This is a genomic window from Prevotella micans F0438, assembly GCF_000243035.1.
GTDB classification, from domain to species: Bacteria; Bacteroidota; Bacteroidia; order Bacteroidales; family Bacteroidaceae; genus Prevotella; species Prevotella micans.
The window spans coordinates 761,259-784,911 of sequence record NZ_JH594521.1; the positions used below are offsets into that span (position 1 = coordinate 761,259).

Consider the following 23,653-nt stretch of genomic DNA (forward strand, 5'->3'; position numbering starts at 1 on the left):
AATTACACGAGGGGTTAGTTTTTGGCAGGATGATGGAATTTTATAACGATAGGCGCGGTTGAGGGGGCGTTGTCATCCAGTCCGACGGCTATTGCATAATAATCTTGATCGGGTTTAAAGGGATTGAACTCGGTTTCGGTGTCGCCGTTGAAGTTCTGGTTTTCTACTGTCGACTCGTAGCAGAGGTGGTTTATCATTTCCTCGCGACTTGAGAATCTGTCGACATAGCTGGCCGGTTGCACACCGAGATAATAGCTATCGTTATTGGTAGTGGTGGCTTTGAGTATCACTTTGCGATAGGCCACTGATTTGATTTCAAGTTTAATCTGGTTGGTGGACGGCGTAGGAGCTTGTGTCTTGAAGTTCTTCGTGTAGACCGGAGTGCTCAGTGTGCCGTCTTCATTCATTCCGAATGCAACAATCATCTGGTCGTCATTCCAGCGCAAACGACCCTGTACATCTTGGAAAACGCCTGATTTGAGGTCGTTATTCATCAAACTTTGCCATGTTCCACCATACATGGAGGCGAAATAGGTCCACATGGCAATATAGTGCTTGACCACATCGCCATGGTTTTCGCGCTCGTCGCAATCTTTGTAATATTTATCAAGACCGGAGCAGAGAGTGTAGAACTTCGTGTTCGGATTTTTCGGCTTAACCGAGAAATCAACGGTTCTGCGTGTTACTGAGTTTACTTTTATAGTGAGCTCGTCGTCTTCTACCTTACCGGTTTTGAGTGTGATTTTACTAACCTCGCTCGGAACGTCGTTTATGTCGAAAGCCAATGCATAAACGGTGTATTCGGTTTCGGGTTGTAGCATGTCGAACGATTTTTTATAGGATGTTTCCTTTTCCACGGTTTTGTGGGCTAGGATATAATCCTTGAGCTGATTCTCGGGAATTTGCTGCGAAGCAGGGAGGCATAGCGCATAGAAACGCTTGCTGTTTTCTTGCAGTTCGATGTTCACTGCAACGGTTGAAGATGTAACGAAACGCTCTGAAAGATTAACCTTCACTTTGTCGTAGTCGGCAAAAGTGAGCGAATCGATGTCTTCGGTGAGCATCACAATTTTTTCTCCGGATTTCAATGTCACCTTCATCTTGTAGGATGTTGGTTGCTGTGCCATAACTGCCACTCCTTGGCAAACGGCAAGTAGGAGGAGTAGATATTTCTTCATGGTTTCTTACTTTCTGAATTTAAATGTCGTGTTATTAATCTTGAATACATAAACGCCTTTGGCCAAGCTACCGATGTTCACGGGTTCGCCTTTCCAGTTGCTGTTACGCAAAACGGTTTCGCCCGATGTGCTGAACACTGCAACTTCGTAACGTTTACCGGCTTCGTAGCCTTTAACATAGATAACATTGCTGTTAGCTGGCGAATAAATGCTCAGATTCGAGGCGGGTAGGGGAGTCTCTTCTATACCCGAAACAACGTTGAACGAAATGTCCTTGATGTCGTCGAAGCTGAAAGATTCTGCTGCCTTTCCTATTCGGTTGACTTTCAGTCCGCCGTTTTCGATAGCAATGTTTTTCAACTCACTAACCTTATAGGTCTTGTTGCCAGAATTACTTTTGATTGTAATTTCGGACGCACTCTGTGCAAAGCAGCCTGTTCCAATGAGCAGACCGATTGCGATGAATAATTTTCTTTTCTTCATCTTGGTTTGGATCTAAGTTTGGTTTGTTATTAAAAAAATATTATTCACGAAACTGTGCATATAAAAAAGCCTGGACAACGTTCCTCACAATTTCCCAACGGTATACAACTTACCCATTGGAATTCAATATAGTGATTTATGTTGTTTGTTGGCTTGCACTCGTTGTTTGTAGATGTCGCAAAGGTAAAGCATCATGAATAAAAACAGAAAACTTTATAAAATAGATTTTCTTATACCTTTTGATTTTAACAACTCCTTTTTGATTTCATAATGTGTTCCAGCGCCTTGTAATGTGCTACCTTTGCGCCGAAACAATCAGAAAATCATTAATTATTATGGACGAATATATTGTATCGGCGCGCAAATATCGCCCGATGACATTCAGCTCGGTTGTCGGTCAGGAAGCTCTCACTACAACTCTCCGTAACGCAGTTAAGAGCGGAAAACTGGCGCATGCCTATTTGTTTTGTGGTCCGCGGGGTGTGGGAAAAACCACATGCGCGCGAATTTTTGCCAAGACCATAAACTGTGAGAATCCAGATGCTGAAGGCGAAGCGTGCAACGAGTGTGAAAGCTGTAAAGCATTTAACGAAAATCGAAGTTATAACATCTTCGAACTTGACGCGGCAAGTAACAACTCTGTTGAAAACATAAAAACCCTCATGGAGCAAACGCGTATTCCGCCGCAGGTGGGGCATTACAAGGTTTTCATCATCGACGAGGTTCACATGCTATCTACAGCTGCTTTCAACGCCTTCCTGAAAACGCTCGAAGAGCCGCCTAAACACGTGATATTTATTCTTGCAACAACCGAGAAACACAAAATTCTGCCAACTATTCTTTCGCGATGTCAAATCTATGATTTCGAGCGAATGACGGTGCAGAATATAATCAACCACCTCAAAGAAGTGGCTCAGTGCGAAAATATTCAGTTCGAAGAACCGGCTCTGGCTATGATTGCCGAAAAAGCCGACGGAGGAATGCGCGACGCCCTCTCGATATTCGATCAGGCTGCGAGTTTTTCACAGGGCAACTTAACCTATCAAAAGGTTATGGAAGACTTGAACGTGCTCGATGCTGAGAATTATTTCCGGATTATCGACTTAGCGCTCGAGAATAAAGTGCCTGAAATAATGGTGCTCCTCAACGATATTATTGGAAAGGGATTCGACGGTGCACATCTCGTAAACGGATTGGCAGGACATGTGCGGAATGTTCTTATGGCGAAAGACCCCCAAACCATCTCGCTACTCGAAGTGAGCGCCCAGCAACAACAAAAATTCCAGCAGCAGGCTCAACACGCTCCGACACTTTTTCTATATAAAGCTCTGCAGATTATGAATCGTTGTGATGTGGAATACAGGCAGAGTTCGAATAAGCGACTTCTCGTTGAACTAACTCTAATCGAGATTGCTCAGATAACTCAGAAGGACGACGACCCTGTCGCGGGGCGTAGCCCTAGAAGATTGAAAATCCTGTTTAAGAATATAATTGAGAAGGTTCAGCCGAAACCGGTTCAGCAGGTAACCGGGGTGAGCCGTACTAAAACCCAAAAGACAGAGCAACTCGAACAGGCCCAACAAGTCCAGCCGAAACTCAGTTTGGGAACCATTGGCATGTCGTTCAAAAACGTGTTGAACGACAATAAACCCGCGCAACAACAAACTCTCGAACCCGAAATTATCAATAAAGACGAAGACAGCCACTTCACTCCACAAGACCTCGCCACCCAATGGCGTGCAATGTGCACCCGAATTGCTCGAACCAACGCCGGACTAGCTCAAAGGATGAAGAATCTAACACCTCGTATAACCGAATATCCGAACATCGAAGTGCTGGCCGAAAATAAGATTCTTCTAGAAGAAATTCTATCAATTAAAGGTCGTATACGCGCCACAATGGCCGAGTATCTGCACAACGGCAACATTAAGGTTGACTTCCGACTGGTTCTTCACGACGAAATAAAACCGATGCTCACACCTCATCAAGAACTCAAAAAACTAAAGCAAAACTACAAGTCCGTTCAAACTCTAATTGATTCTCTCGACCTTGACCTCGTTTAGAAGGATTATCATATATATATAAAAAGGTGGAATGCTGATACTCCAACTCTTCGTAACAGTTGTTGCAATGCTGAAATCTTTGATTCCGTGTATTACATAGTATGCAAGCAGGAGAAAATCAATGATTTCGGACGGTTGCATCAGATGTAACATCTAAAATAATCTCTGCCGAGTACTTGCACGCGGTGTAAGTCGAAAAAATAGTCTCTGCCGAGTACTTGCACGCAGTGTAAGTCGAAAAAATAGTCTCTGCCGGGTACTTGCACGCAGTGTAAGTCGAAAAAATAGTCTCTGCCGGGTACTTGCACGCGGTGTAAGTCGAAAAAATAGTCTCTGCCGGGTACTTGCACGCGATGTAAGTCGAAAAATAGTCTCTGCCGGCACTTACATCACGTGCAAGTCGAAAAAATAATCTCTGCCGGAAGTTACATGCAGTGCAAGACTCGAAATAATCTATATTCAGCCAGATGCCCTGATAACGAGCGGTGAAGTGTGGAATGAGATAACTAATAACTCTAACTCACGCATAAATACGTATCTTTGGAGTGCCTCTCTAAACCTCGCCCATTTACGTGTGAAGGAGGAGAGACGATAGCCGAAATAAATAAATCAAAAAACAAAGCTTATGAGTTACCTAAAATTCGAGAAGGCGATGATGACCAATCTACAGGACTCGCTGCCGAGAGAATTGCTCAGAACAAACAGGTCGGGAGCCTATTCGTGCTCCACAATTGTTGATTGTAACACTCGGAAATATCACGGTTTGCTGGTGGTGCCCGTACCAGGAATGGACGACGATAACCATGTGCTGCTTAGCTCGCTCGACCCAACGGTTATTCAGCATGGAGCGGCTTTCAACTTGGGATTACACAAATATCAGGGCGATAATTTCAGTCCGAAAGGACATAAATATATTCGCGAATTCGATTGCGACAAGGTTCCTACAACCGTCTATCGAGTAGGCGGAGTGGTGCTAAAGAAGGAAGTTGTTTTTCAACATTACGAAGACCGTATTCTTATTCGCTACACGCTTGTCGACGCAAATTCTCAAACCACGCTTCAGTTTCGCCCCTTCCTCGCTTTCAGAAGCGTTAGGCAGTTCACACACGAGAATTCGGTTGCAAGTCGCGACTACAAAGAGGTCGATAACGGAATAAGCACCTGCATGTATGAAGGCTATCCGCAGCTATTTATGCAGTTCTCGAAAAAAAACGAGTTCCGCTTCGAACCCTATTGGTATCGCGGTCTGGAATATCCCAAAGAACAAGAACGCGGTTATGCCTCGAACGAAGACCTCTACGTGCCGGGCTATTTCGAGATGACTATTCGTAAGGGCGAAAGCATTGTCTTTTCAGCCTCGACGTCCGAAACCTCCACTTCGAAGCTTAAGAAGATATTCGATAAGGAGATTGAAACACGCAGTCCGCGCGATAATTTCTTCCACTGTCTGGTTAATGCCGCCCACCAGTTTCATAATCGTGAAGCAAACGACGACCGATATATCTTCGCCGGCTATCCATGGTTTAAATGCCGAGCGCGCGACCAGTTCATTTCTCTGCCAGGGCTCACGTTGAGCATCGAAGAACAGAACTATTTCGAACTAGTTATGCAAACAGCCGAGCGCGGATTGCGAGAATTCATGGAAGGCCGGGAACTAACGGTGAAGATTTATGAAATCGAAAAACCCGATGTTCCGCTGTGGTGCATCTGGGCCATTCAACAATATGCCCGCGAAGTGGGTCGCGAACGCTGCGAAAAACTCTATGGCAAACTGCTCAATGACATCGTTAAGTTCATTGAATCAGGCTCGCATCCGAATCTGTCTCTAGAAAAGAACGGACTGCTTTATGCCGACGGAAAAAACGAAGCTATCACGTGGATGAACTCAACCGTGAACGGCCGACCGGTAGTACCACGCTCGGGATTCATTGTAGAATTCAACGCACTTTGGTTCAACGCACTGAAATTTGTTGCGTCGATGGCTACACTTCGAGGCGACGACAGTAAGGCCGAACACTACGAACAGCTGGCCGAGAAATGCAAGGCGTCGTTCGTCGAAACATTCCTGAACGACTATGGTTATCTCTACGATTATGTGGACGGAAATATGATTGACTGGAGCGTTCGGCCAAACATGATTATCGCCGTAGCACTCGATTATTCACCCCTCGACGAAAAGCAGAAGAAAGGTGTACTCGACGTTTGTACACGCGAACTTCTCACACCAAAAGGATTACGGTCGCTATCTCCCAAAAGCGGCGGCTATAACCCAATGTATGTTGGCGAACAAACGCAACGCGATTATGCCTATCACCAGGGAACAGCTTGGCCATGGCTCGGAGGATTCTATCTCGAAGCCTGTCTGAAACTATATAAACGCACACGGCTTAGCTTCGTCGAAAGACAAATGGTGGGCTATGAAGACGAAATGTATCAGCACTGCATAGGAACGTTGCCCGAACTCTTCGACGGTAATCCACCATTCCGTGGTCGAGGTGCCATCTCATTCGCAATGAATGTAGCCGAAGTTCTCAGAACGCTTGAACTCTTAGAAAAATATAAATACTAAACAGAGGAGGAAACAATAGATATGAAAGTTTTAATGTTCGGCTGGGAATATCCTCCACATGTCTATGGAGGACTCGCCACAGCCAATTTCGGAATCTCAGAAGGATTGCACGCTCAGGGTGACATCGAAACTACACTCTGTTTGCCGCATCCGTTCGGCGACGAAGACCACACATTTGCCAATATCGTCGCAATGAACTGTGTTCCGATTTCCTATCGTGATGTTAACGAAGAATACATCAGGAATCGTGTGGGAAACATCATGGAGCCGGAACTCTACTACAGATTGCGTGAACACATCTATGCCGACTTCAATTATATGAACGTGAACGACCTCGGTGCAATGGATTTTGCAGGAGGATATCCGGCCAATCTGCATGACGAGATAAATAACTACTCCATAATTGCCGGTGTAGTGGCTCGCACACTGGATTTCGATATAATCCATGCTCACGACTGGCTAACCTATCCAGCCGGACTGCACGCCAAAAGCGTCTCCGGTAGGCCGCTCTGCATACACGTGCACGCAACCGATTTCGATCGCTCACGAGGAAAAGTCAATCCAACCGTCTATTCTATCGAAAAAGACGGAATGGACAATGCCGATTGTATCATGTGCGTGTCCGAACTAACCCGGCAAACTGTAATAAATCAATATCATCAAGATCCACGTAAAGTTTTCACTGTCCACAACGCTGTCTATCCGCTTAAAGATGAAATAGCAGCCATTCCACGTCCTGATCATCGAGATAAGGAAAAGATAATTACCTTCCTGGGCCGGCTAACTATGCAGAAAGGACCGGAATATTTCGTCGAAGCCGCCAATATGGTATTGCATCGAACACGCAACGTGAGATTCTGTATGGCTGGCTCAGGCGACATGATAGACCAGATGATTTATCTTGCAGCCCAGAGAGATATAGCCGACCGATTCCACTTTCCCGGATTCATGCGAGGAAACGAAGTCTATGAATGCCTTAAAAGCTCCGATGTCTACGTCATGCCATCCGTAAGCGAACCCTTCGGTATCTCACCTCTTGAAGCGATGCAATGCGGTACTCCAACCATTATTTCAAAACAAAGCGGATGTGCCGAAATCCTCCAGAATTGCATTAAAACAGACTATTGGGATATACATGCAATGGCCGACGCAATGTATTCCATCTGTCATAACGAAAGCCTGTTCAGCTATCTCTCAACCGAAGGAAAACGCGAAGTAGACCAAATAACATGGGAGAAAGTAGGCGCATGGATAAAAGAACTCTATTTGCGCACTCTCGGATGGGTATAAAACACAAGGAAATAATAACACTCAAAAATAGAAAACAGCAATGAAGACAATATGCTTATATTTCGAAATACACCAGGTGATACACCTCCGTCGTTACCGATTCTTCGACATCGGAACCGACCATTATTACTATGACAACTACGAGAACGAACGCTCCATAGCAGACATCGTTGAACGTAGTTACATGCCCGCTCTAGACACACTGCACCAAATGATCCTCGACGGTGGAAAATATTTCAAATTGGCTTTCTCGCTTTCAGGTGTAGGCATCGAAAGCCTAGAACAATATGCTCCACAAGTACTGGAAAAGCTATCACAGCTAGCCGAAACTGGATGTGTTGAATTCCTCGCCGAACCATATTCGCATGGACTAGCATCACTCGCTAACGAAGAAAGCTTCAAGGACGAAGTGAAACGCCAATGTAAAAAGATTGAAGAATATTTCAACCAAACTCCCAAAGTGCTCCGTAACTCATCTCTCATCTACAGCAATGACATTGGTGTTCTGGCTACTCAGATGGGGTTCAAAGGTATGCTTACCGAAGGTGCTAAACATGTTCTAGGATGGAAAAGTCCGCACTATCTCTATCATTGCATAGATGCACCTAAGCTCAAACTCTTGTTGCGCGATATCACCATGAGTGACGATATATCGCTCCGATTCGCAAACACCGAATGGGAAGGCTATCCGCTTTTCGCTGATACTTTTGTCGACCGAATAGCCGCTCTCCCTGACGAAGAACAGTTCATCGGACTTTTCATGGACCTTACCGCACTTGGCATTTCGCAACCTCTTTCGAGTAATATCCTGGATTTCCTAAGAGCAATACCAGTATATGCTAAGCAAAGAGGTATAAACTTTTCTACACCCACAGAAGTGTGTATGAAAATGAAAAGTATCAGTCCGCTTGACGTACCAGACATTCTCAGCTGGATGGACGAGGAACGCGATGTGAGCACATGGCTTGGAAATCCCATGCAACGTGAGGCCTTTGAAAAACTATATAGCGTAGCCGACCGTGTACGTATTACCAATGACCCGCGCCTCAATCAGGATTGGGACTATCTACAGGCGAGCAACAACTTCCGATTCATGTCGACCAAATCCACAAATGTTGGCATCGACCGCGGAATCTACAGCAGTCCGTTCGATGCCTTCACAAACTACATGAACATCCTCGGTGATTTTATCAACCGCGTGAATAACCTATATCCAGAGGAGATAGACAACGATGAACTCAATAGTCTTCTCACCACAATCCGCAATCAAGGTGAAGAAATAGAGATGAAAGAAAAAGAAATCTCCCGCCTGCAAGCCAAGATAGAGGAATACGAAACTGAACAGATAGAATCTTCATCGAAGTCGATATCCCGTAAACCGTCAACTCGAAAGTCTGCTCCGAAGAAGAAATCTACCACGAAAGAATCCTCTTCTAAGAAATAGAGAACATCTTAACCTGATTCACAGGAGAGAGGACGTGCCTATTGACACATTCTCTCTCCTTTCATATATTACCTTTGTAGGCATGATTAATCCACATATTACACGGCAGACAATCCGAATAATCGTTATCTTGATATTGGTGATTTTAGCCGCATACATCATTTACAGAATAATACCACCGACTGAAAGGCATATCCAAGAATGTCAGGTGAACATAGAGCAACGGTCACACTACGAACTTGAAGTCGATAACAGGGCGGTGGCTTATTTCGCCGATTATGCTGACTCGACCTTCACTGGCGGAAGTACGAAGAAAGATTCAATCGTCTCCCGTCGCATTTACCTGAAAGGCTATTGGGTGAATCGGTTGAATTTCCTGCCGTCGTGCTTCGGCCGGATCGTTACGCAATGGCGGGGGCGCCCGTCGGGAATAGTGAATCTCAAAAGCGACAAACTGCACGGTATTCTGCGAAAAATATTTATCAAAATCGACAATGAACTGGGTGGACTCGAGGCGCAACACAATGAGTTGCGATATTATCTGAGGATTCACAACGTGCAAGATTATGGATACAACTCTATCGCTGCTTATGAGCAGACGGTTGTGCATAGAATGGATTCTCTTGCTAAACTAATAAAGGTACTTCGGGCGATAAAGCCCGGGAATAAACTCCGGGTAAGGCAGATAAATAATTATTTTGTGGGTAAAGAATCATGTAACCGATTGGCTATTTATCCCAGTGCCGGGGCGATTCTTTTGCAGACCCAGCATAAACGTACACCTCTGCGTATACACACCCGACTTACGCCGAGCGATGCGCTCGAATTGTTGAAAAAACTGAGTAGCACACCCGAAAGGTGTAGTATGTTGGCGGAGATGTCATTGAATGCGATTGCTGATTCGGCGGGATTCTACATCGGTGAAACGAAAGGAGGAAAGCCCGAAGGCTATGGACAACGCTACGGACGAAATGGCAGCTACTACGAAGGTCATTGGGTTAAAGGAATGCGTGACGGATTTGGATTCTATATCGCTCCGTATGAATATCTTCAGGCTGGTGAATGGAAAGCGAATGTTTTCAAAGGTGAACGTCTAACCTATACGGCCGAACGAATTTACGGCATTGACATCTCGCGGCATCAACACGAACAGAAAGGTAAACTCTACGATATCAACTGGGATAAGCTGCGAATAACTCATCTTGGAACGCTAAGCAATAAGAAAATAAAAGGACGGGTTGATTATCCAGTGTCCTTTATCTACATCAAATCTACTGAAGGCTGTACGGTGCTCAATGCCTACTATGCTACCGATTATAAGCAGGCCAGAGTACATGGAGTGCGTACCGGAACCTATCACTTCTTCTCTACAATATCGCCTGGTTCTGCACAAGCCGAATTTTTCTTGCGGAATAGCATGCTGAGCAAAGGTGACATGCCGCCTGTACTCGATGTGGAGCCCACCGATTGGCAAATCAAGCATATGGGAGGACCGGAGGTTTTGTTTAGAAGTGTCAGGGCATGGATGGAAAAGGTGACAAAGCGTACTGGATGTCGACCGGTGCTTTACATCAGTCAGAGTTTCACGAAGAAGTATCTTCCTTTAGCCCCCGACCTGGCCGACAACTATCTCGTTTGGATAGCACGATACGGTGAATATAAACCTGACATAAAACTGGCTTATTGGCAGCTAAGTCCAGACGGTAGAATAAGCGGTATTCATGGCGATGTAGACATCAACGTCTTCAACGGTTACGAAAACCAGTATCACAACTTCCTTAAAAAGCATTGTGTGAAATGAATCGAGGGAAACTAACTTTGCAAACAATAAAAAGGTAGAGTAAATGAATGACGATTTCGACATAAGAGAAAAACAACTCACAGCAGGAGAGAAAGAATTCGAAAATGCTCTGCGCCCGCCTAATTTCGACGACTTCAGGGGGCAGCAAAAGATTGTTGAAAACCTGCGTGTGTTTGTCGAGGCTGCAAAATATCGAGGCGAATCGCTCGACCACACCCTCCTGCATGGGCCGCCAGGATTGGGTAAAACAACCTTGAGTAATATCATTGCAAATGAACTCGGAGTGGGATTCAAAATCACTTCTGGCCCAGTACTTGACAAGCCGGGCGATTTAGCTGGCATACTCACCTCGCTCGAAACGAACGATGTTCTTTTCATTGACGAAATCCATCGTCTATCCCCTGTAGTCGAGGAGTATCTTTATTCTGCGATGGAGGATTATCGCATAGATATCATGATTGACAAAGGCCCATCTGCACGCTCAATCCAAATAGATCTCAATCCGTTTACTCTTGTTGGGGCAACAACGCGCAGCGGTTTGCTCACTGCCCCTCTCCGGGCGCGTTTTGGAATAAACCTTCATTTGGAATACTACGACCCCGAAACGCTTCAGCACATTGTCAACCGTTCAGCACGCTTACTTAGAGTCCCAATCGAATCTGAAGCCGCTGTTGAAATAGCTCGTCGTTCGCGTGGCACACCTCGAATATGCAACTCGCTCCTGCGGCGAGTGCGCGATTTCGCTCAAGTGAAGGGCAACGGCAAAATTACGTTTGAAATAGCACGGCTTTCACTGCAATCACTCAATATAGACCAATACGGACTTGACGAGATAGATAACAAGATTCTTCTCACCATAATCGATAAATTCCGCGGTGGTCCAGTTGGCATATCGACTATAGCTACAGCAATAGGTGAAGATTCTGGTACAGTTGAGGAGGTTTACGAACCCTTTCTCATTATGGAAGGATTCATTAAGCGTACTTCTCGCGGCCGTATGGTAACTCCGTTGGCCTATCGTCATTTGGGCAAAAATATCTACGACTCAGACATAATCCAACCCGGCTTGTTCAACTATTAACATATTCTATGTTCTTTGATTTGAGAGCACACGGACGAAAAAATCCATGTATCACTGCGAAAAAGCTCCCAGACAAATTATATAATTCATCATATCAAAAAATAAATCTGCGTTTTATGCTTTATCCTATTCCGTGTCTTATTCTAGTCCTAGTTTGTGAATTTTGCAGTTGTTGATTATCCGATTAATGTGGTTTATTAGGTCGGAGATGAGTTTTTTGTATGCCTGGGTAGTAAATGTTGTTTTATAAACGATTAACTTTTTAAAAATATATTTTTCCCACTGCGTCGCAAAATTGGGAGCTGTTGAAAATAGTGTAGGATAGGCTGCATGAATCTGGTGAGGAAACGGGCCTGAGGACGGTTGCCTTCAATACTGATTGAGGAATAGGTTATGTAGAGACGTTTGCGGGCGCGGGATAGACCTACATAGAATTTGCGACTGTCTTCTATTATGGCCATAGGGGTAGCAATGTGGGAACGGGTAGGGTAGCAACCATCAACAGCATTGACGACGATGACGTTGTGGAACTCCATACCCTTGGCCTTGTGGAGGGTAACTATGAAAAGGCGGTCGGTCATTGATGAACTACCGCAGATGTCGGATTCTCTAAGGCTGTTGATGTCGATTATATGGGCGGTGAATTGCTCATATAGCGAGGGGGTAGTGCAGGGGTCTATCATGTCGTGGTTGAGGTAGTTGATGATTCGTGGCAGATTGTCGAATTTTTCGATGTATTTTTCTGCGAGTAGGTATTCGTAGAACTCGTTGAGTTGGTTTGTTAGTGATGATTCGGCATTACGCAGATAGAGATTCCGACGGGTTTGGAGATAGCGGTTAGCATATCTTTTTCGTAAGATTGAGATGTGTTCCTGAACGCGTTTGTGACTAATGAATTGTTGTTGACTGTCGATAATTTTGGCTGCTTTGCGATGGCAATATACAACAAGACTACAAGTTGCATGTACGTCGGCATCGGCAAGATGTGAGTTCTCACCTTCTAGGTTTAGTATAGTTAGTAGAGTTTTGAGTTTATATTCGTGTAAGTGAGGTTCGAGAAGGCGGATGAGCTTGAGGGAATCGAAATATTTGGGGCATTGCTGGCGTAGGTCAATGTGTGGAAGATAGCGCTCTAGGTTGTGGATGAGTATGTTGTAGTCGTAGTCGGCGTTGTGTCCGATCAAGGGTCGGCGACCAACGTAGTTAATGAATTGTTGTAGGGCATCGGCATGGTCGTGTAGGGTGTTGTGTTTCATTTCCTCGATGATAGGATTTTCGATATCGCCTAGCTTTCGTGGTATTTTACGTTGGGTGGCAATGAATATATTGAATTCGGAGCCTTCGACTATTTGGCCATGACGTAAGGTTACGGCGGCGATTTGTAGAATATCATCCTCGAAGATGTTTAGGCCGGTTGTTTCGGTGTCGAATATAACAATTTCTCTATTCTCATATTCTTCGTAGAAATCTTGAACATAGGTACTGTTATCGTAGATCAGGAAGTCGGTTGGCAGTATGGCGCGATCGCTTAGTGCACGGATGAAGTTGCGTGATGCGGTGGTAGTTTCGAACACTTTTAGCCCCTTGAATAGCCTGACCCACGCAATAAGGTTATCTTCGTTAGCGAGCACGTTGAGGTGGGCTAAGAGAAGCTTTACTTCGTCGGACGAGAAGAGGTCGGTACCCGATACTTTGAAATGTGGTAGGTTATGACTGTCAAGTACTTTACTCATGGCGTCAGCTTCGCGATTTGAAGTTACAATTATGGCAGTGGTTTCTTTATCGTTTTGGGAGAATCTACTGGCCAGATTAGCTACTTCTTGCATTTCAGTTTCTATGGTGTCGCATTCAATCAATCGTAGCTCGTCGCCTGATTTTTTTGGCGCATAGGTAGTCGTGGGTAGCAGATTCCTGTCGATATTCAGTACTTTTTCAGCGTAGTGATTAAATACTTCGAGGAGATAGGCTGGGGAGCGGTGATTCACATTGAGGTAGTGCACGTGGCCGGCACAACGTTCTTTTAAGTCATTGAGCGTTTCGGTTTTGGCACCCATGAAAGAGTAGATGGCTTGCTGCTCGTCGCCTAAATAAACAGTCGTTGCACCTTCGGGAGCGGTGATAGCATCGATGATTGCGAGTTGTAAGGGATTCAAGTCTTGCACCTCATCCACCTGTACCCAGGGATAACGCTTATATTTCCCGATAGAGTCCGATCGCATAGCATCGTAGGTGAGAAGAAGCAGGTCTTCGAAATCGAGCAGGTTGTTTGCTCGTTTATCGCTTTTATAGCGATAGGCAAGTGACATCTTACGCAGGAAAAGCTCTATTATCTGTCGTGTCTTGAAATCGTAAACTCCCTCTTTAGCTGCATCCAGATAGAAATCGGTATTCTCGAAGATGTCTATCATAGCTTTTGCGTCGAACGTCATGCGGTGCGCCTTGCATATACTTCGCATGGCTAGGATATCGTTTGGCTTAACACATTCGGGATGTATACGCAAATGACGAGGATGTTTGTGGATTATTTGATGCATTAATCCCGCTAGTTGAATAATTTCGGCATACATTCTGCGCCGCCCCGGATTCGCGATAATAGCATGTTCGTCCTCGTTAGTGTATTGAGTAATGACTCCGATCGCATCGTTATCGTCAAGCATCGAGCTTCCTGCTGGTACGACTGCATGTTTATAAAGAAACCTGGAGCAATAGCGATGTACATTTCCAACATAAACCTCTTCTGCTCCTTTATCACCGAGGATTGACCGAATGCGTTCGCGAATCACTCGTGCTGCCCGGTTAGTGAATGTTACGCAGAACATGTCGGTGTACTTTATTCCTTTATCATGTGCGTAGCGTATCCGCTCTGTAAGAATCTGAGTTTTACCACATCCCGGAGGCGACATCACAAAATGATAACTATCTTGCGCTTCAATTGCTTCTATTTGGCTTGGGTCTGGTATCCATGATTTGTTGTAGTATCTGTCGTTGATTTTCATTGCAGTAGTTTATAGTTGACTTTCATTGAGTAGTATATAAATAAAAAAGGAATACCTCTTAAACGAAGCATTCCTTTTGCGGTCGTACGAGACTTGAACTTGATTCTGTAACACCTTGTATCACAACTATTTTTATCGGTCTCATTCATCTATGTAACCAAATTGTAGCCACTATAGAGTATTTTGAGAGTACTTAAATAATTAGCTCTACTGACATCACCTATGTCATTTCGGGTACAAAGGTACATAAAAAATGAACTGCCGCCAAATATTTGATTGAAAATCTTTTAGAAAGATTCCGGCTACAATTTCAGTGCACGGTGCAAGCCCTTATATATAAAAGGGACTTGCACCGTGCACTGACGGTCTATGCCGTGTGAAAAGCAACAAAAATTGCAAATGGTTTCATATTGCCAACATTGGCAATTTAATATTCTAAAAAAAGGTTTATTTCTTTAGAACTTTGCATTTGAAAATCAATTTAATACACAAAATGGATAAGAAGATGATACCTCAAGAGAGAGAGGGACGCTTGTTTATCGTGCTTCCCACTCTTGAAATCATGCTGTCTTCTTGCGATAACAGCAAGATGAGAGCCCAAGTTGCTGGTATGGAGTATTCCAATTTTAGGAAGCATTGCAAAATGCAGACAGATTTGAGAATTGACACCTATACCAAATGTGCCTCGGCATTCGATATGGATGTGCTTCTTTTGCATCTTCCCAAAGGAATGATAGAATCTTTGGTGCATACCACCGAAGACAAAGACCATCGTTTCTTTACAATTGAAAAAGAAGATCTCATCTTTTTGTTGAACAGGCTCTGTCAGGTAGATCACAAAAGAATGATTCAGCATATCATATTTCTTGCCAACCGTATAGTAAAAAAGCAAGACTGCATATATACATTTCATGATTTGATAGAAGCAATCGAGGAACTTATTCAAAAACTGATGCGTGATGACAGAGAATAACATGCTTCCTGCTACCCTTTTGGAGGAAATACATTCCTTGAAAGAGAGCATGGATCGAATTGCAAGCTTCATTCTTGAACTGAAACAGGACTATGCCGTGTTAGAAGAAAAGATTGAACTGAACTCTTCCGATGTCCTGCGGCTTCTAGGCATATCCAGAGCTTCACTGGCGCGATGGAGAGACAGCAAGGTTGTCCCTTATCGCTATGTTTCCTGCAATCATGTGGTTTATCCCTTCAAAGGACTGTACATTGCAATCAAGACGGGGCGTGCTTCCTTCAAAGGCTTTCGTAGAGTGGAAGCACTTCAAAGGCTCAATGCCTACAAGGACGGTATCCAGAAAGGATATATGGGAGATTCACAAATTTTGTTTGAGGAACTATGAACATTAAGGAAGAAATCTTGGAACACACAAACAGAGGACTGGAAGTCTTCAGTTTCTATATACCGATTGATTTTGTTCCCAAACGGAATTTTCGGAATCCGCTATATGAGGACAAACGGGCTTCCTGCAATATCTATTTTGACACGAGGTCGAAGTGCTATCGCATGAAAGACTTCGGTAACGAAATGTATTCCGGTGACTGTTTTTGGTTTGCAGCCGCAATACAAGGCTTGGATATACGGAGGGATTTTATGAAAGTGCTGAAGATGATTATCAATGACCTGCAACTGAACATTTCATTGCCGTACAATGATTGGGGCGAGAAAAGCAAGTCGAATGCCAATATTCTTCCCAAACCTCCCACATCCGTGGATGCCAATAAGCAGGTAGGCTCCAAGAAATGGTTCAGGATCGCAGAACAATCTTACAAGGATAACGAACTTGAATTTTGGAAACGATACGGTATCGGGACGAAAACCCTGCAGCGCTTTCAGGTCAAGTCCATAGCCCGTTTTGAGTCGGTTTCAAACCAAGGAAAGGCATATACCATTTATTCTTCTTCGGAAGAACCGATGTTCTGCTATGCTATGAGGAACTTTGTTAAAGTGTACCGTCCATTCAGTAAAATGCGGTTTTTGTATGGAGGAGAAAAAGTGGAAGATTATGTGTTCGGCTTTGAACAGCTGCCCAACAAGGGCGACATACTCTTCATCACGGGTGGAGAGAAGGATGTGCTTTCCCTCTCCGCCCATCATTTCAATGCCATCTGTTTCAACAGTGAGACTGCACAAATCCCTGAAAGCATAATCGAGAGCCTGCTGCTTCGTTTTCGCCACATCATTCTCTTATACGATACGGACGAGACCGGACTCAGGGAGGCTGAACGGCAAGCGGAAGTTCTGTCCGCTTATAAGGTCCTTACCCTGACGCTCCCCCTTCAAGGCATCAAAAGTGAGAAAGACATATCCGATTACTTTGCCTTAGGACATAATGAAAAAGAATTGAGAGGGTTGCTGTCAACCATGCTCTCCCAAATTTATACACAGACCATCATGATGCTACGTTCATGTGAAATAGACTATGACAATCCCCCCGATGCTTCAAAGTCCGTTGTGACAGTGAATGGCGTACCGTTGGGGACACAAGACAATCTGTTTTGTATTACGGGCGGCGAAGGTACGGGCAAAAGCAATTATGTGGCTGCCATTCTTGCTGGGACATTAGGAACAGAACGGTTACCTTCCGAGAGGACATTGGGATTGGAAATTACGCCCAACCCTAACGGCTTGGCGGTATTACACTACGACACGGAACAGTCCGAGGCACAACTGCACAAAAATTTGGGTAAGACCTTACAACGTGCTTCATTGAAAACTGTACCAGAGTTTTACCACTCCCTGTACCTTGCCTCGCTCTCCCGTAAGGACAGATTGAAACTTATCCGTGAGAGCATGGATTTGTTTCACCACAAGCATGGAGGCATCCATCTTGTGGTGATTGATGGTATAGCCGACTTGATACGCTCCGCCAACGATGAAACGGAAAGTATTGCCATTGTAGATGAGTTATACCGTTTAGCTGGCATATATAATACTTGCATCATCTGCGTGCTGCACTTTGTGCCGAATGGCATTAAGCTCCGTGGTCACATCGGTTCCGAGCTGCAACGCAAGGCAGCAGGTATCCTCTCTATAGAGAAAGATGACAATCCGGAATACTCGGTGGTAAAGGCACTGAAAGTCCGTGACGGAAGTCCGCTGGACGTTCCGATGATACTCTTCGGGTGGGACAAGGTGGGGGATATGCACGTCTATCGTGGAGAAAAATCGAAAGAGGATAAGGAGAAACGAAAGACCGATGAGCTTATTGCCGTTATTAAAGAGGCTTTCCGAAGTTCTCTCAAACTCTCATACCAAGAACTGTGTGAGGTTCTGATACGTGAAATGGAAATCAAGGACAGAACTGCGAAGAAATATATTGCCTATATGAAAGAGCAACGTATCTTGACACAAGATGTAAATGGAAACTATCAAAAAGGAGAACTATGCCATACTTAGACCATCAGCCTGAAGATACATGGCAGAAACGCCTGTTTGATAAACTGAAGAATGTGGAAGATAAGCTCGACCGTTTGCTCGTCCTGCGGGAACAGGAAATAGATACAACCGTTCACCCTCCATTGAAACCGGAATACTTGGACATCATCGATGTTTCCAAAATCTTGAAGGTGGAACAAAAAACTGTTTACAACTGGGTTTGGGCAGGAAAAATCCCCTATCTTAAGGCCAATGGACGTTTGTTGTTTTTACGCGAGGAGATAGATGAAATGGTACGAAAACGGGAGGAATGGTAGGTGTTTTGGATATACTGCTCCTCTTTTTGTTGTGTAAATACTTGCATTTACACAACAAAAAGAGTACCTTTGCACCAAAAACGGGCAAGTATGACAAGTAAGACAATAAGGCAAAAGGTTTTGGGCTTTGAGGAAGGTAAGGTCTTTCGTATGGAAGATTTGAAACTTTCGCGTGCAGAACAGAATGCAGCCGTAGTTGCCTTGGGACGGCTTGTTCAAGAAGGAACGATAGAGCGGTTGAATCCGGGTGTTTATTACAAGCCCAAGCAAACGAAGTTTGGAATTGTTGGTCCGGCGCTGGAAGAACGGTTCAAGGATTTACTTTACAAGAACAACATTCCGATTGGTTATTTGACAGGTCTCTATGCCTTTAACTTATTGGGATTGACAACACAACAGTCAACGATGATTGAAATTGGAACGAACTTCCTCAGCCGAAACCGAAGACGAGGGATATATGCCATACGATTCGTTTTGCAGAAAAATATGATTACCCGGGAAAATATTGAGCTATTACGATTGTTGGATTGCTTAAAGTGGATAAAAAAAATACCCGATACGGCTATTGACAAATCGTATTCACTCCTTAAAACCAAAGTGAATGGGTATAGCCAGAAGAGGAAAAAACTCTTGGTGGAGCTTGCTATGAGATATTCTCCGCTTACGCGAGCCTTATTAGGCTCTATGCTCGACGAGGAGCCTTTGGCTGCAGAACTGCATCGTACATTAAGTCCACTGACGCGATTTAGGATTGGACTCTCATCAAAATCAATTTCCAATCAATGGAACATAGAATGAAAGAATTACATTTAGAGCCGGAACTGTTTGTGGACCTTGTTCATGCAACTTCAGATGCTTTGGCCATCCCTGTCCAACTGATAGAGAAAGACTATTACATATCAGCGGTACTCCGATTATTATCCAAGAGTGCCTATGCCTCGCAAATAGTGTTTAAGGGTGGAACTTCATTGTCCAAGGCATATCAACTCATCAACCGATTTTCAGAGGATGTCGATTTCGCTGTCATCAGTGAGCAAATGAGCGGCAACCAAGTCAAAACGCTCCTGTCGCATCTCATGAAAGAAGTAACAGCAGGTTTGAGGGAAGACAAAGAATTTTCTGATATATCCAAAGGTTCGAAATACAGGAAACAGGCATTTCTCTATGATGCCAAAATAGAACTGGATGCAAGTACAAATCCAATTCCTGCCCGTATAATTGTGGAGATTAGTGCGTTTGCCAATCCGTTTCCAAATGAAAAACGGGTGATAGAACCCTTTGTAACTACATTTCTGAAGAATCAGGGTATGGATGATTTTATCACCCAATACCACCTTGAGCCATTTGAATTGAACGTATTGTCGCTTAAACAAACATTGTGTGAGAAAACCGTTTCTCTCATCCGCTTTTCAATGAGCAATAGCCCATTGGCCGCCTTATCGTCCAAAATACGCCATTTCTATGATTTGGATGCGTTATTGTCGATTGGGCAACTTCGGGACTATGTTCTTGACAAAGCGTTTGCAAGTGATGTGGAAAGCCTTATAAGACATGACCGTCAGGCTTTTGACGAGCCGAAAGGATGGGGTGAATTGGAAAGTTTAAGCGCATCTCCGTTGATGACAGACTTTGATGCGCTATGGACGTCTTTGTCTCCCATATACGAAAAGAATTTGTCTTTGATTGCTTATCGACCGATACCATCTCCGGAAGTAATAAAGTCATCATTTACTGTAATACTGAAGTCCTTGGAGAAGGTACATATTGAAAAAATAAGCGCTCAATAACACATATTCAAGTCTGCAAATCAGGGCATATATTTCCTCATTTGCAGACTTGACATACACAACATTACATTTTCCATTTGGGTTTGGCCACAACGGTATTACTCATCACGTCCTTTTTGTCCGTGATATTTTGCTGATTTTCATTTTGGGCAGACAGAGGATTGTCAGGGACAGTTGAGGTTGAAGCTGATGATGACAGTTCCGTCCGTCTTTCATAAGCAGTTATAGATGGCCGTAAATCTTCTTCTATACCAACTTTTTGCTCATCTTCTTTCTCTTCCTCCGGTGGTGCAAGTGTAAGTGCAATCTTTCTGTCCAGCTCCGCAGCTTCACTTTTAAGTGAGCGAAGCTCGTCCTCTTTTTTCCAAGAACAGTTAGCAATATTAGTATAAACTTCTTTATTTGCAACAACCTTTGCCATTTCCTTCTCATGCGACTCTATTACCTTTGGAATACGTTCCAAGGCATTAATGAAGTTCTGACACGCAAGTTTCGGGTCAGTTGCCAACTTACCGTTATTATAGGTATAGTAGATACTCTCCTGCCCTTTCACAAAGAAGCGATTCACTGAACAGTCGAACAAGTCCTTGGAAGTACTCTCTGTCTTGACCATAATGGAGAAACCATACACTTCACCGATTTTGTTGTACTCTCCTTTGGTGCGAGCTTTTTCGTCTATTTCTTGTAAACGTGCAGCAATGGCCTTGATATCGGTGCTGTCTTCCACACCTTTGATTGTCAGTTTATTTATAGGTGTACCTTCATCATCACGCTCCACACGCTTCTCAAAGAGAGCTAAGTCAGACTGTGCCTCCTTGATTTTATCCGTATGGAAGGACACGGAACTCTCAATCTCAGCCAACTTCCCCGTTGCAGCATCACGTTCCCTAAGGAAGTTCTTACGTTCTGATTCCAAGGTGGTAATCTTCTTATCCAATCTTGCTTTCTCTAAAAGGTCGGTGTTGCCTGAAAGTACAGCCACATACTCGGAAAAGTTCATTCCACTGTCCTCGTCAATTGAACCCTCGTCAATGGTACGACTACCCAGCGTGTTTGTCTTTAACTGATTGATGAAGAGCTGTTTATTGTGCAGCAGGTTGAACTTGTAGCTGTCCAAGGAACGCTCTACGGCATAGATGATGACATCTACCTTGTTGTCGGCAAACTCCTTGGCGACAAGATTTCCTTTTCGGATAGCACGCCCATTGCGTTGCTCAAGGTCTGACGGTCGCCACGGTGTATCGAGTTGATGGACTGCTACCGCCCGCTGTTGGGCATTCACGCCTGTTCCCAACATAGAAGTTGAGCCGAAAATGATGCGGATGTCGCCCCGATTCATGGCATCCACCATTGCTTTCTTTGCCTTCTCATTCTTGCATTCCTGAATGAAGCGTATCTCGTATGCTGGGATATGGTAGTCTTCCACCAACTTTCTTTTGATTTCCGAATAGATGTTGAAGTCTCCACCGGGCTTGTAAGTCCCCAAATCAGAGAAAACAAACTGCGTTCCTTTCTGTGCATCGTACTTCTGATAATAGTCATTCAAGAGTTTCGCACAATGACTTGCCTTGTTGTCAATATGATCTGAGTACGCATTTTCATCAATCATGCGTAAATCAAGGCTCATCTTGCGTGCGTAATCCGTTGCGATGAGCATCTTTGCTCTTTCCTCACTCTCACTCAGTGGTGCTCGTCCCAAGAGAGTGGCATCGCCACTCTTGGCAAACTCCATCAGTTTGCCGATAAAGACCTCCTGCTCGGGCGTAGGCCGTATGTTGTGCAGAATCTCATTCTTCTCAGGACGGTCAATACCGATGTCTTTGGCAGTGCGAAAATCGCATATCTCCGCATAGAACGCAGCCAGCTCAGGCACCTTAATGAATGTCCTAAACCGCTCTTTCTGAATGATGTCGTTTGTGATGGAGAACTCATAGTCTGTCGATTTCTTGGCAAAGACCGCCGCCCATGCATCAAAGCTGTTGATACCCTGCCGCTCCAATGCCTGTGGGCGCAGGTATTTGAAAAGCAGGTACAATTCTGTCAGTGAGTTGCTGATGGTCGTTCCCGAAAGGAAAGTCGCTCCTAAGTCCTTTCCGGACCGTTCTTGTATGGTACGAATGGCAAAGAGCATGTTTAAGGCACGCTGTGAACCATCAGGATTGCCCAAGCCCGACACACGGTCGTGGCGTGTGTTGAACATTAGGTTCTTGAATTGGTGGCTTTCATCGACAAAGAGGTGGTCAATACCCATCATCTTAAAATCTACGGCATCGTCCTTACGCTCTGCAATGCTGTCTTGAATCCCCTGCAATTTGGCTTCCAGTGTCTGCTTGCGATTCTCCGAGCCTTTGAGCATACCACGGGAAATCTCCGCCCCCTGCATGCGCAAGACTTCGAGGTTTTCCTCCACGGAGTCCATCTCCTTTTGCAAAATAGCCTCCTGTATCTCCAATGCTTGCGGTATCATTCCGAACTGCTCGTGCGTCAAGATAATACAGTCCCAGTCGTTGTTCTTGATGTCGTTGAAGATACGTTGTCTGTTCTGCTTGTTGAAATCATTCTTGCCGGGATAGAGTACCTTAGCATTGGGATAAGCTTTCCTAAAGGTATCGGCAATGCCCAACCGTCTGAGGTCAAGGTCGGGGAATGTCTGGTGCGTACCGTCAAAGTTGGGCCGCACAAAACAGTTGAAAAGACGATTGTAACGGTCGGAGAGCTGTTGCTTGAACGTGTCAGGTGTGCGTCCGAGCCAATCGACAAAGCCCTGTCTGATTTCCTCTATCTTGGCATTCGCCATCTGTATGGCATGTCCGTCCCTTACTTTAATGTTCTTGGTTTCTCCCGTAACCTTATCCGTCACCTCCTTGCTCTTGTTGATGTCGGTGTTCGCCTACTGTAGTCTTTTACGAGATCTTCCAAACATTTCCTTTCCTATTATTTGGCAGTTCGGAAAGATTGTGTTATCTTTGCCGCCGTGAAACGTAAGAGTGTTATCAATAGCAAGATGATACGAGGCACAATGAACAAAAGACAAGGTGCAATCACAATGAATAATAGACAGGGTGCAACGAACAATAGACAGGGCACAATGAACAATAGACAAGGTGCAATGAGCAATAGACATGGCGCAATGCCGAGGCAGAAAGGCGAGAACTTTTCTGTTATTTTTGTGCCCGATTATTTGGTGGTTCCAAATAATTTGCTAACACACACACACACACACACACACACACACACACACACACACACA

At 44.5% G+C, this 23,653-nt stretch carries 15 protein-coding genes and 1 pseudogene; 12 read left to right on the plus strand and 4 right to left on the minus strand.

Annotation, left to right across the window (positions count from 1 at the left end; translation table 11 throughout):
• Window positions 1-14 precede the first annotated feature (14 nt).
• Entirely contained in the window at window positions 15-1,178 is a 1,164-nt protein-coding gene (locus HMPREF9140_RS03140; RefSeq protein ID WP_006951694.1) for a hypothetical protein, read from the minus strand.
• Window positions 1,179-1,184: 6 nt separating this feature from the next.
• Window positions 1,185-1,661 carry a T9SS type A sorting domain-containing protein gene (locus HMPREF9140_RS03145; RefSeq protein WP_006951695.1) on the minus strand — a complete coding sequence of 159 codons (477 nt, stop codon included), beginning with the start codon at window positions 1,659-1,661 and terminating at the stop codon, window positions 1,185-1,187.
• A gap of 335 nt (window positions 1,662-1,996) precedes the next feature.
• On the opposite strand from HMPREF9140_RS03145, the gene HMPREF9140_RS03150 reads away from it, so the two are divergent.
• The 6 genes from HMPREF9140_RS03150 to ruvB all read left to right on the plus strand — a co-directional run bounded on the left by HMPREF9140_RS03150 (window position 1,997) and on the right by ruvB (window position 11,909).
• Window positions 1,997-3,724 carry a DNA polymerase III subunit gamma/tau gene (locus HMPREF9140_RS03150; RefSeq protein WP_006951696.1) on the plus strand — a complete coding sequence of 576 codons (1,728 nt, stop codon included), beginning with the start codon at window positions 1,997-1,999 and terminating at the stop codon, window positions 3,722-3,724.
• Between the two features lie 625 nt (window positions 3,725-4,349).
• Window positions 4,350-6,293 (plus strand): glycogen debranching enzyme N-terminal domain-containing protein, encoded by a 1,944-nt coding sequence (locus HMPREF9140_RS03155; RefSeq protein WP_006951697.1) that lies wholly within the window; start codon window positions 4,350-4,352, stop codon window positions 6,291-6,293.
• Between the two features lie 21 nt (window positions 6,294-6,314).
• The gene (locus tag HMPREF9140_RS03160; protein WP_006951698.1) at window positions 6,315-7,583 is read left to right on the plus strand and encodes a glycosyltransferase family 4 protein; all 1,269 of its coding nucleotides are present in this window, start codon (window positions 6,315-6,317) and stop codon (window positions 7,581-7,583) included.
• Window positions 7,584-7,623: 40 nt separating this feature from the next.
• Window positions 7,624-9,027, plus strand: a complete 1,404-nt coding sequence (locus tag HMPREF9140_RS03165) for a glycoside hydrolase family 57 protein (protein WP_006951699.1) — start codon at window positions 7,624-7,626, stop codon at window positions 9,025-9,027.
• Between the two features lie 82 nt (window positions 9,028-9,109).
• Window positions 9,110-10,828, plus strand: a complete 1,719-nt coding sequence (locus tag HMPREF9140_RS03170) for a GH25 family lysozyme (RefSeq protein WP_006951700.1) — start codon at window positions 9,110-9,112, stop codon at window positions 10,826-10,828.
• A gap of 43 nt (window positions 10,829-10,871) precedes the next feature.
• Complete coding sequence (ruvB, locus tag HMPREF9140_RS03175; RefSeq protein WP_006951701.1) at window positions 10,872-11,909, plus strand: Holliday junction branch migration DNA helicase RuvB; 1,038 nt, start codon at window positions 10,872-10,874, stop codon at window positions 11,907-11,909.
• 254 nt (window positions 11,910-12,163) lie between these two features.
• On the opposite strand, the gene HMPREF9140_RS03180 is transcribed toward ruvB, so the two are convergent.
• Entirely contained in the window at window positions 12,164-14,905 is a 2,742-nt protein-coding gene (locus HMPREF9140_RS03180; protein ID WP_006951702.1) for a 3'-5' exonuclease, read from the minus strand.
• 493 nt (window positions 14,906-15,398) lie between these two features.
• Between HMPREF9140_RS03180 and HMPREF9140_RS03185 the strand changes: the two genes are divergently transcribed.
• The 6 genes from HMPREF9140_RS03185 to HMPREF9140_RS03210 all read left to right on the plus strand — a co-directional run bounded on the left by HMPREF9140_RS03185 (window position 15,399) and on the right by HMPREF9140_RS03210 (window position 20,403).
• Window positions 15,399-15,878: a hypothetical protein gene (locus HMPREF9140_RS03185; protein WP_018571912.1), complete on the plus strand. Its 480-nt coding sequence runs from the start codon at window positions 15,399-15,401 to the stop codon at window positions 15,876-15,878.
• Entirely contained in the window at window positions 15,865-16,263 is a 399-nt protein-coding gene (locus HMPREF9140_RS03190) for a hypothetical protein (protein WP_006951704.1), read from the plus strand. Before HMPREF9140_RS03185 ends, HMPREF9140_RS03190 begins: the two co-directional genes overlap by 14 nt.
• Complete coding sequence (locus HMPREF9140_RS03195; RefSeq protein ID WP_006951705.1) at window positions 16,260-18,320, plus strand: bifunctional DNA primase/helicase; 2,061 nt, start codon at window positions 16,260-16,262, stop codon at window positions 18,318-18,320. Before HMPREF9140_RS03190 ends, HMPREF9140_RS03195 begins: the two co-directional genes overlap by 4 nt.
• On the plus strand, window positions 18,308-18,616 hold the full coding sequence (locus HMPREF9140_RS03200; RefSeq protein ID WP_006951706.1) for a helix-turn-helix domain-containing protein: 309 nt from the start codon (window positions 18,308-18,310) through the stop codon (window positions 18,614-18,616). The genes HMPREF9140_RS03195 and HMPREF9140_RS03200 overlap by 13 nt, the downstream gene beginning before the upstream one ends.
• Before the next feature lie 90 nt (window positions 18,617-18,706).
• Window positions 18,707-19,414, plus strand: coding sequence for a DUF6088 family protein (locus tag HMPREF9140_RS03205; protein ID WP_006951707.1), 708 nt, complete (start codon window positions 18,707-18,709; stop codon window positions 19,412-19,414).
• Window positions 19,399-20,403 carry a nucleotidyl transferase AbiEii/AbiGii toxin family protein gene (locus HMPREF9140_RS03210; RefSeq protein WP_006951708.1) on the plus strand — a complete coding sequence of 335 codons (1,005 nt, stop codon included), beginning with the start codon at window positions 19,399-19,401 and terminating at the stop codon, window positions 20,401-20,403. Before HMPREF9140_RS03205 ends, HMPREF9140_RS03210 begins: the two co-directional genes overlap by 16 nt.
• Before the next feature lie 64 nt (window positions 20,404-20,467).
• On the opposite strand, the pseudogene HMPREF9140_RS03215 reads toward HMPREF9140_RS03210, so the two are convergent.
• A pseudogene (locus tag HMPREF9140_RS03215) lies at window positions 20,468-23,284 on the minus strand (helicase-related protein); the annotation flags it as partial.
• Window positions 23,285-23,653: the final 369 nt, after the last annotated feature.

What these genes read in the sequence shown, in the direction of transcription:
- ruvB (WP_006951701.1), top strand. Translation starts at nt 10,872, where the DNA reads ATGAATGACGATTTCGACATAAGAGAAAAACAACTCACAGCAGGAGAG.
- HMPREF9140_RS03165 (WP_006951699.1), top strand. Translation starts at nt 7,624, where the DNA reads ATGAAGACAATATGCTTATATTTCGAAATACACCAGGTGATACACCTC.
- HMPREF9140_RS03155 (WP_006951697.1), top strand. Translation starts at nt 4,350, where the DNA reads ATGAGTTACCTAAAATTCGAGAAGGCGATGATGACCAATCTACAGGAC.
- HMPREF9140_RS03140 (WP_006951694.1), bottom strand. Translation starts at nt 1,178, where the DNA reads ATGAAGAAATATCTACTCCTCCTACTTGCCGTTTGCCAAGGAGTGGCA.
- HMPREF9140_RS03160 (WP_006951698.1), top strand. Translation starts at nt 6,315, where the DNA reads ATGAAAGTTTTAATGTTCGGCTGGGAATATCCTCCACATGTCTATGGA.
- HMPREF9140_RS03190 (WP_006951704.1), top strand. Translation starts at nt 15,865, where the DNA reads ATGACAGAGAATAACATGCTTCCTGCTACCCTTTTGGAGGAAATACAT.
- HMPREF9140_RS03170 (WP_006951700.1), top strand. Translation starts at nt 9,110, where the DNA reads ATGATTAATCCACATATTACACGGCAGACAATCCGAATAATCGTTATC.
- HMPREF9140_RS03145 (WP_006951695.1), bottom strand. Translation starts at nt 1,661, where the DNA reads ATGAAGAAAAGAAAATTATTCATCGCAATCGGTCTGCTCATTGGAACA.
- HMPREF9140_RS03205 (WP_006951707.1), top strand. Translation starts at nt 18,707, where the DNA reads ATGACAAGTAAGACAATAAGGCAAAAGGTTTTGGGCTTTGAGGAAGGT.
- HMPREF9140_RS03150 (WP_006951696.1), top strand. Translation starts at nt 1,997, where the DNA reads ATGGACGAATATATTGTATCGGCGCGCAAATATCGCCCGATGACATTC.
- HMPREF9140_RS03210 (WP_006951708.1), top strand. Translation starts at nt 19,399, where the DNA reads ATGGAACATAGAATGAAAGAATTACATTTAGAGCCGGAACTGTTTGTG.
- HMPREF9140_RS03185 (WP_018571912.1), top strand. Translation starts at nt 15,399, where the DNA reads ATGGATAAGAAGATGATACCTCAAGAGAGAGAGGGACGCTTGTTTATC.
- HMPREF9140_RS03180 (WP_006951702.1), bottom strand. Translation starts at nt 14,905, where the DNA reads ATGAAAATCAACGACAGATACTACAACAAATCATGGATACCAGACCCA.
- HMPREF9140_RS03195 (WP_006951705.1), top strand. Translation starts at nt 16,260, where the DNA reads ATGAACATTAAGGAAGAAATCTTGGAACACACAAACAGAGGACTGGAA.
- HMPREF9140_RS03200 (WP_006951706.1), top strand. Translation starts at nt 18,308, where the DNA reads ATGCCATACTTAGACCATCAGCCTGAAGATACATGGCAGAAACGCCTG.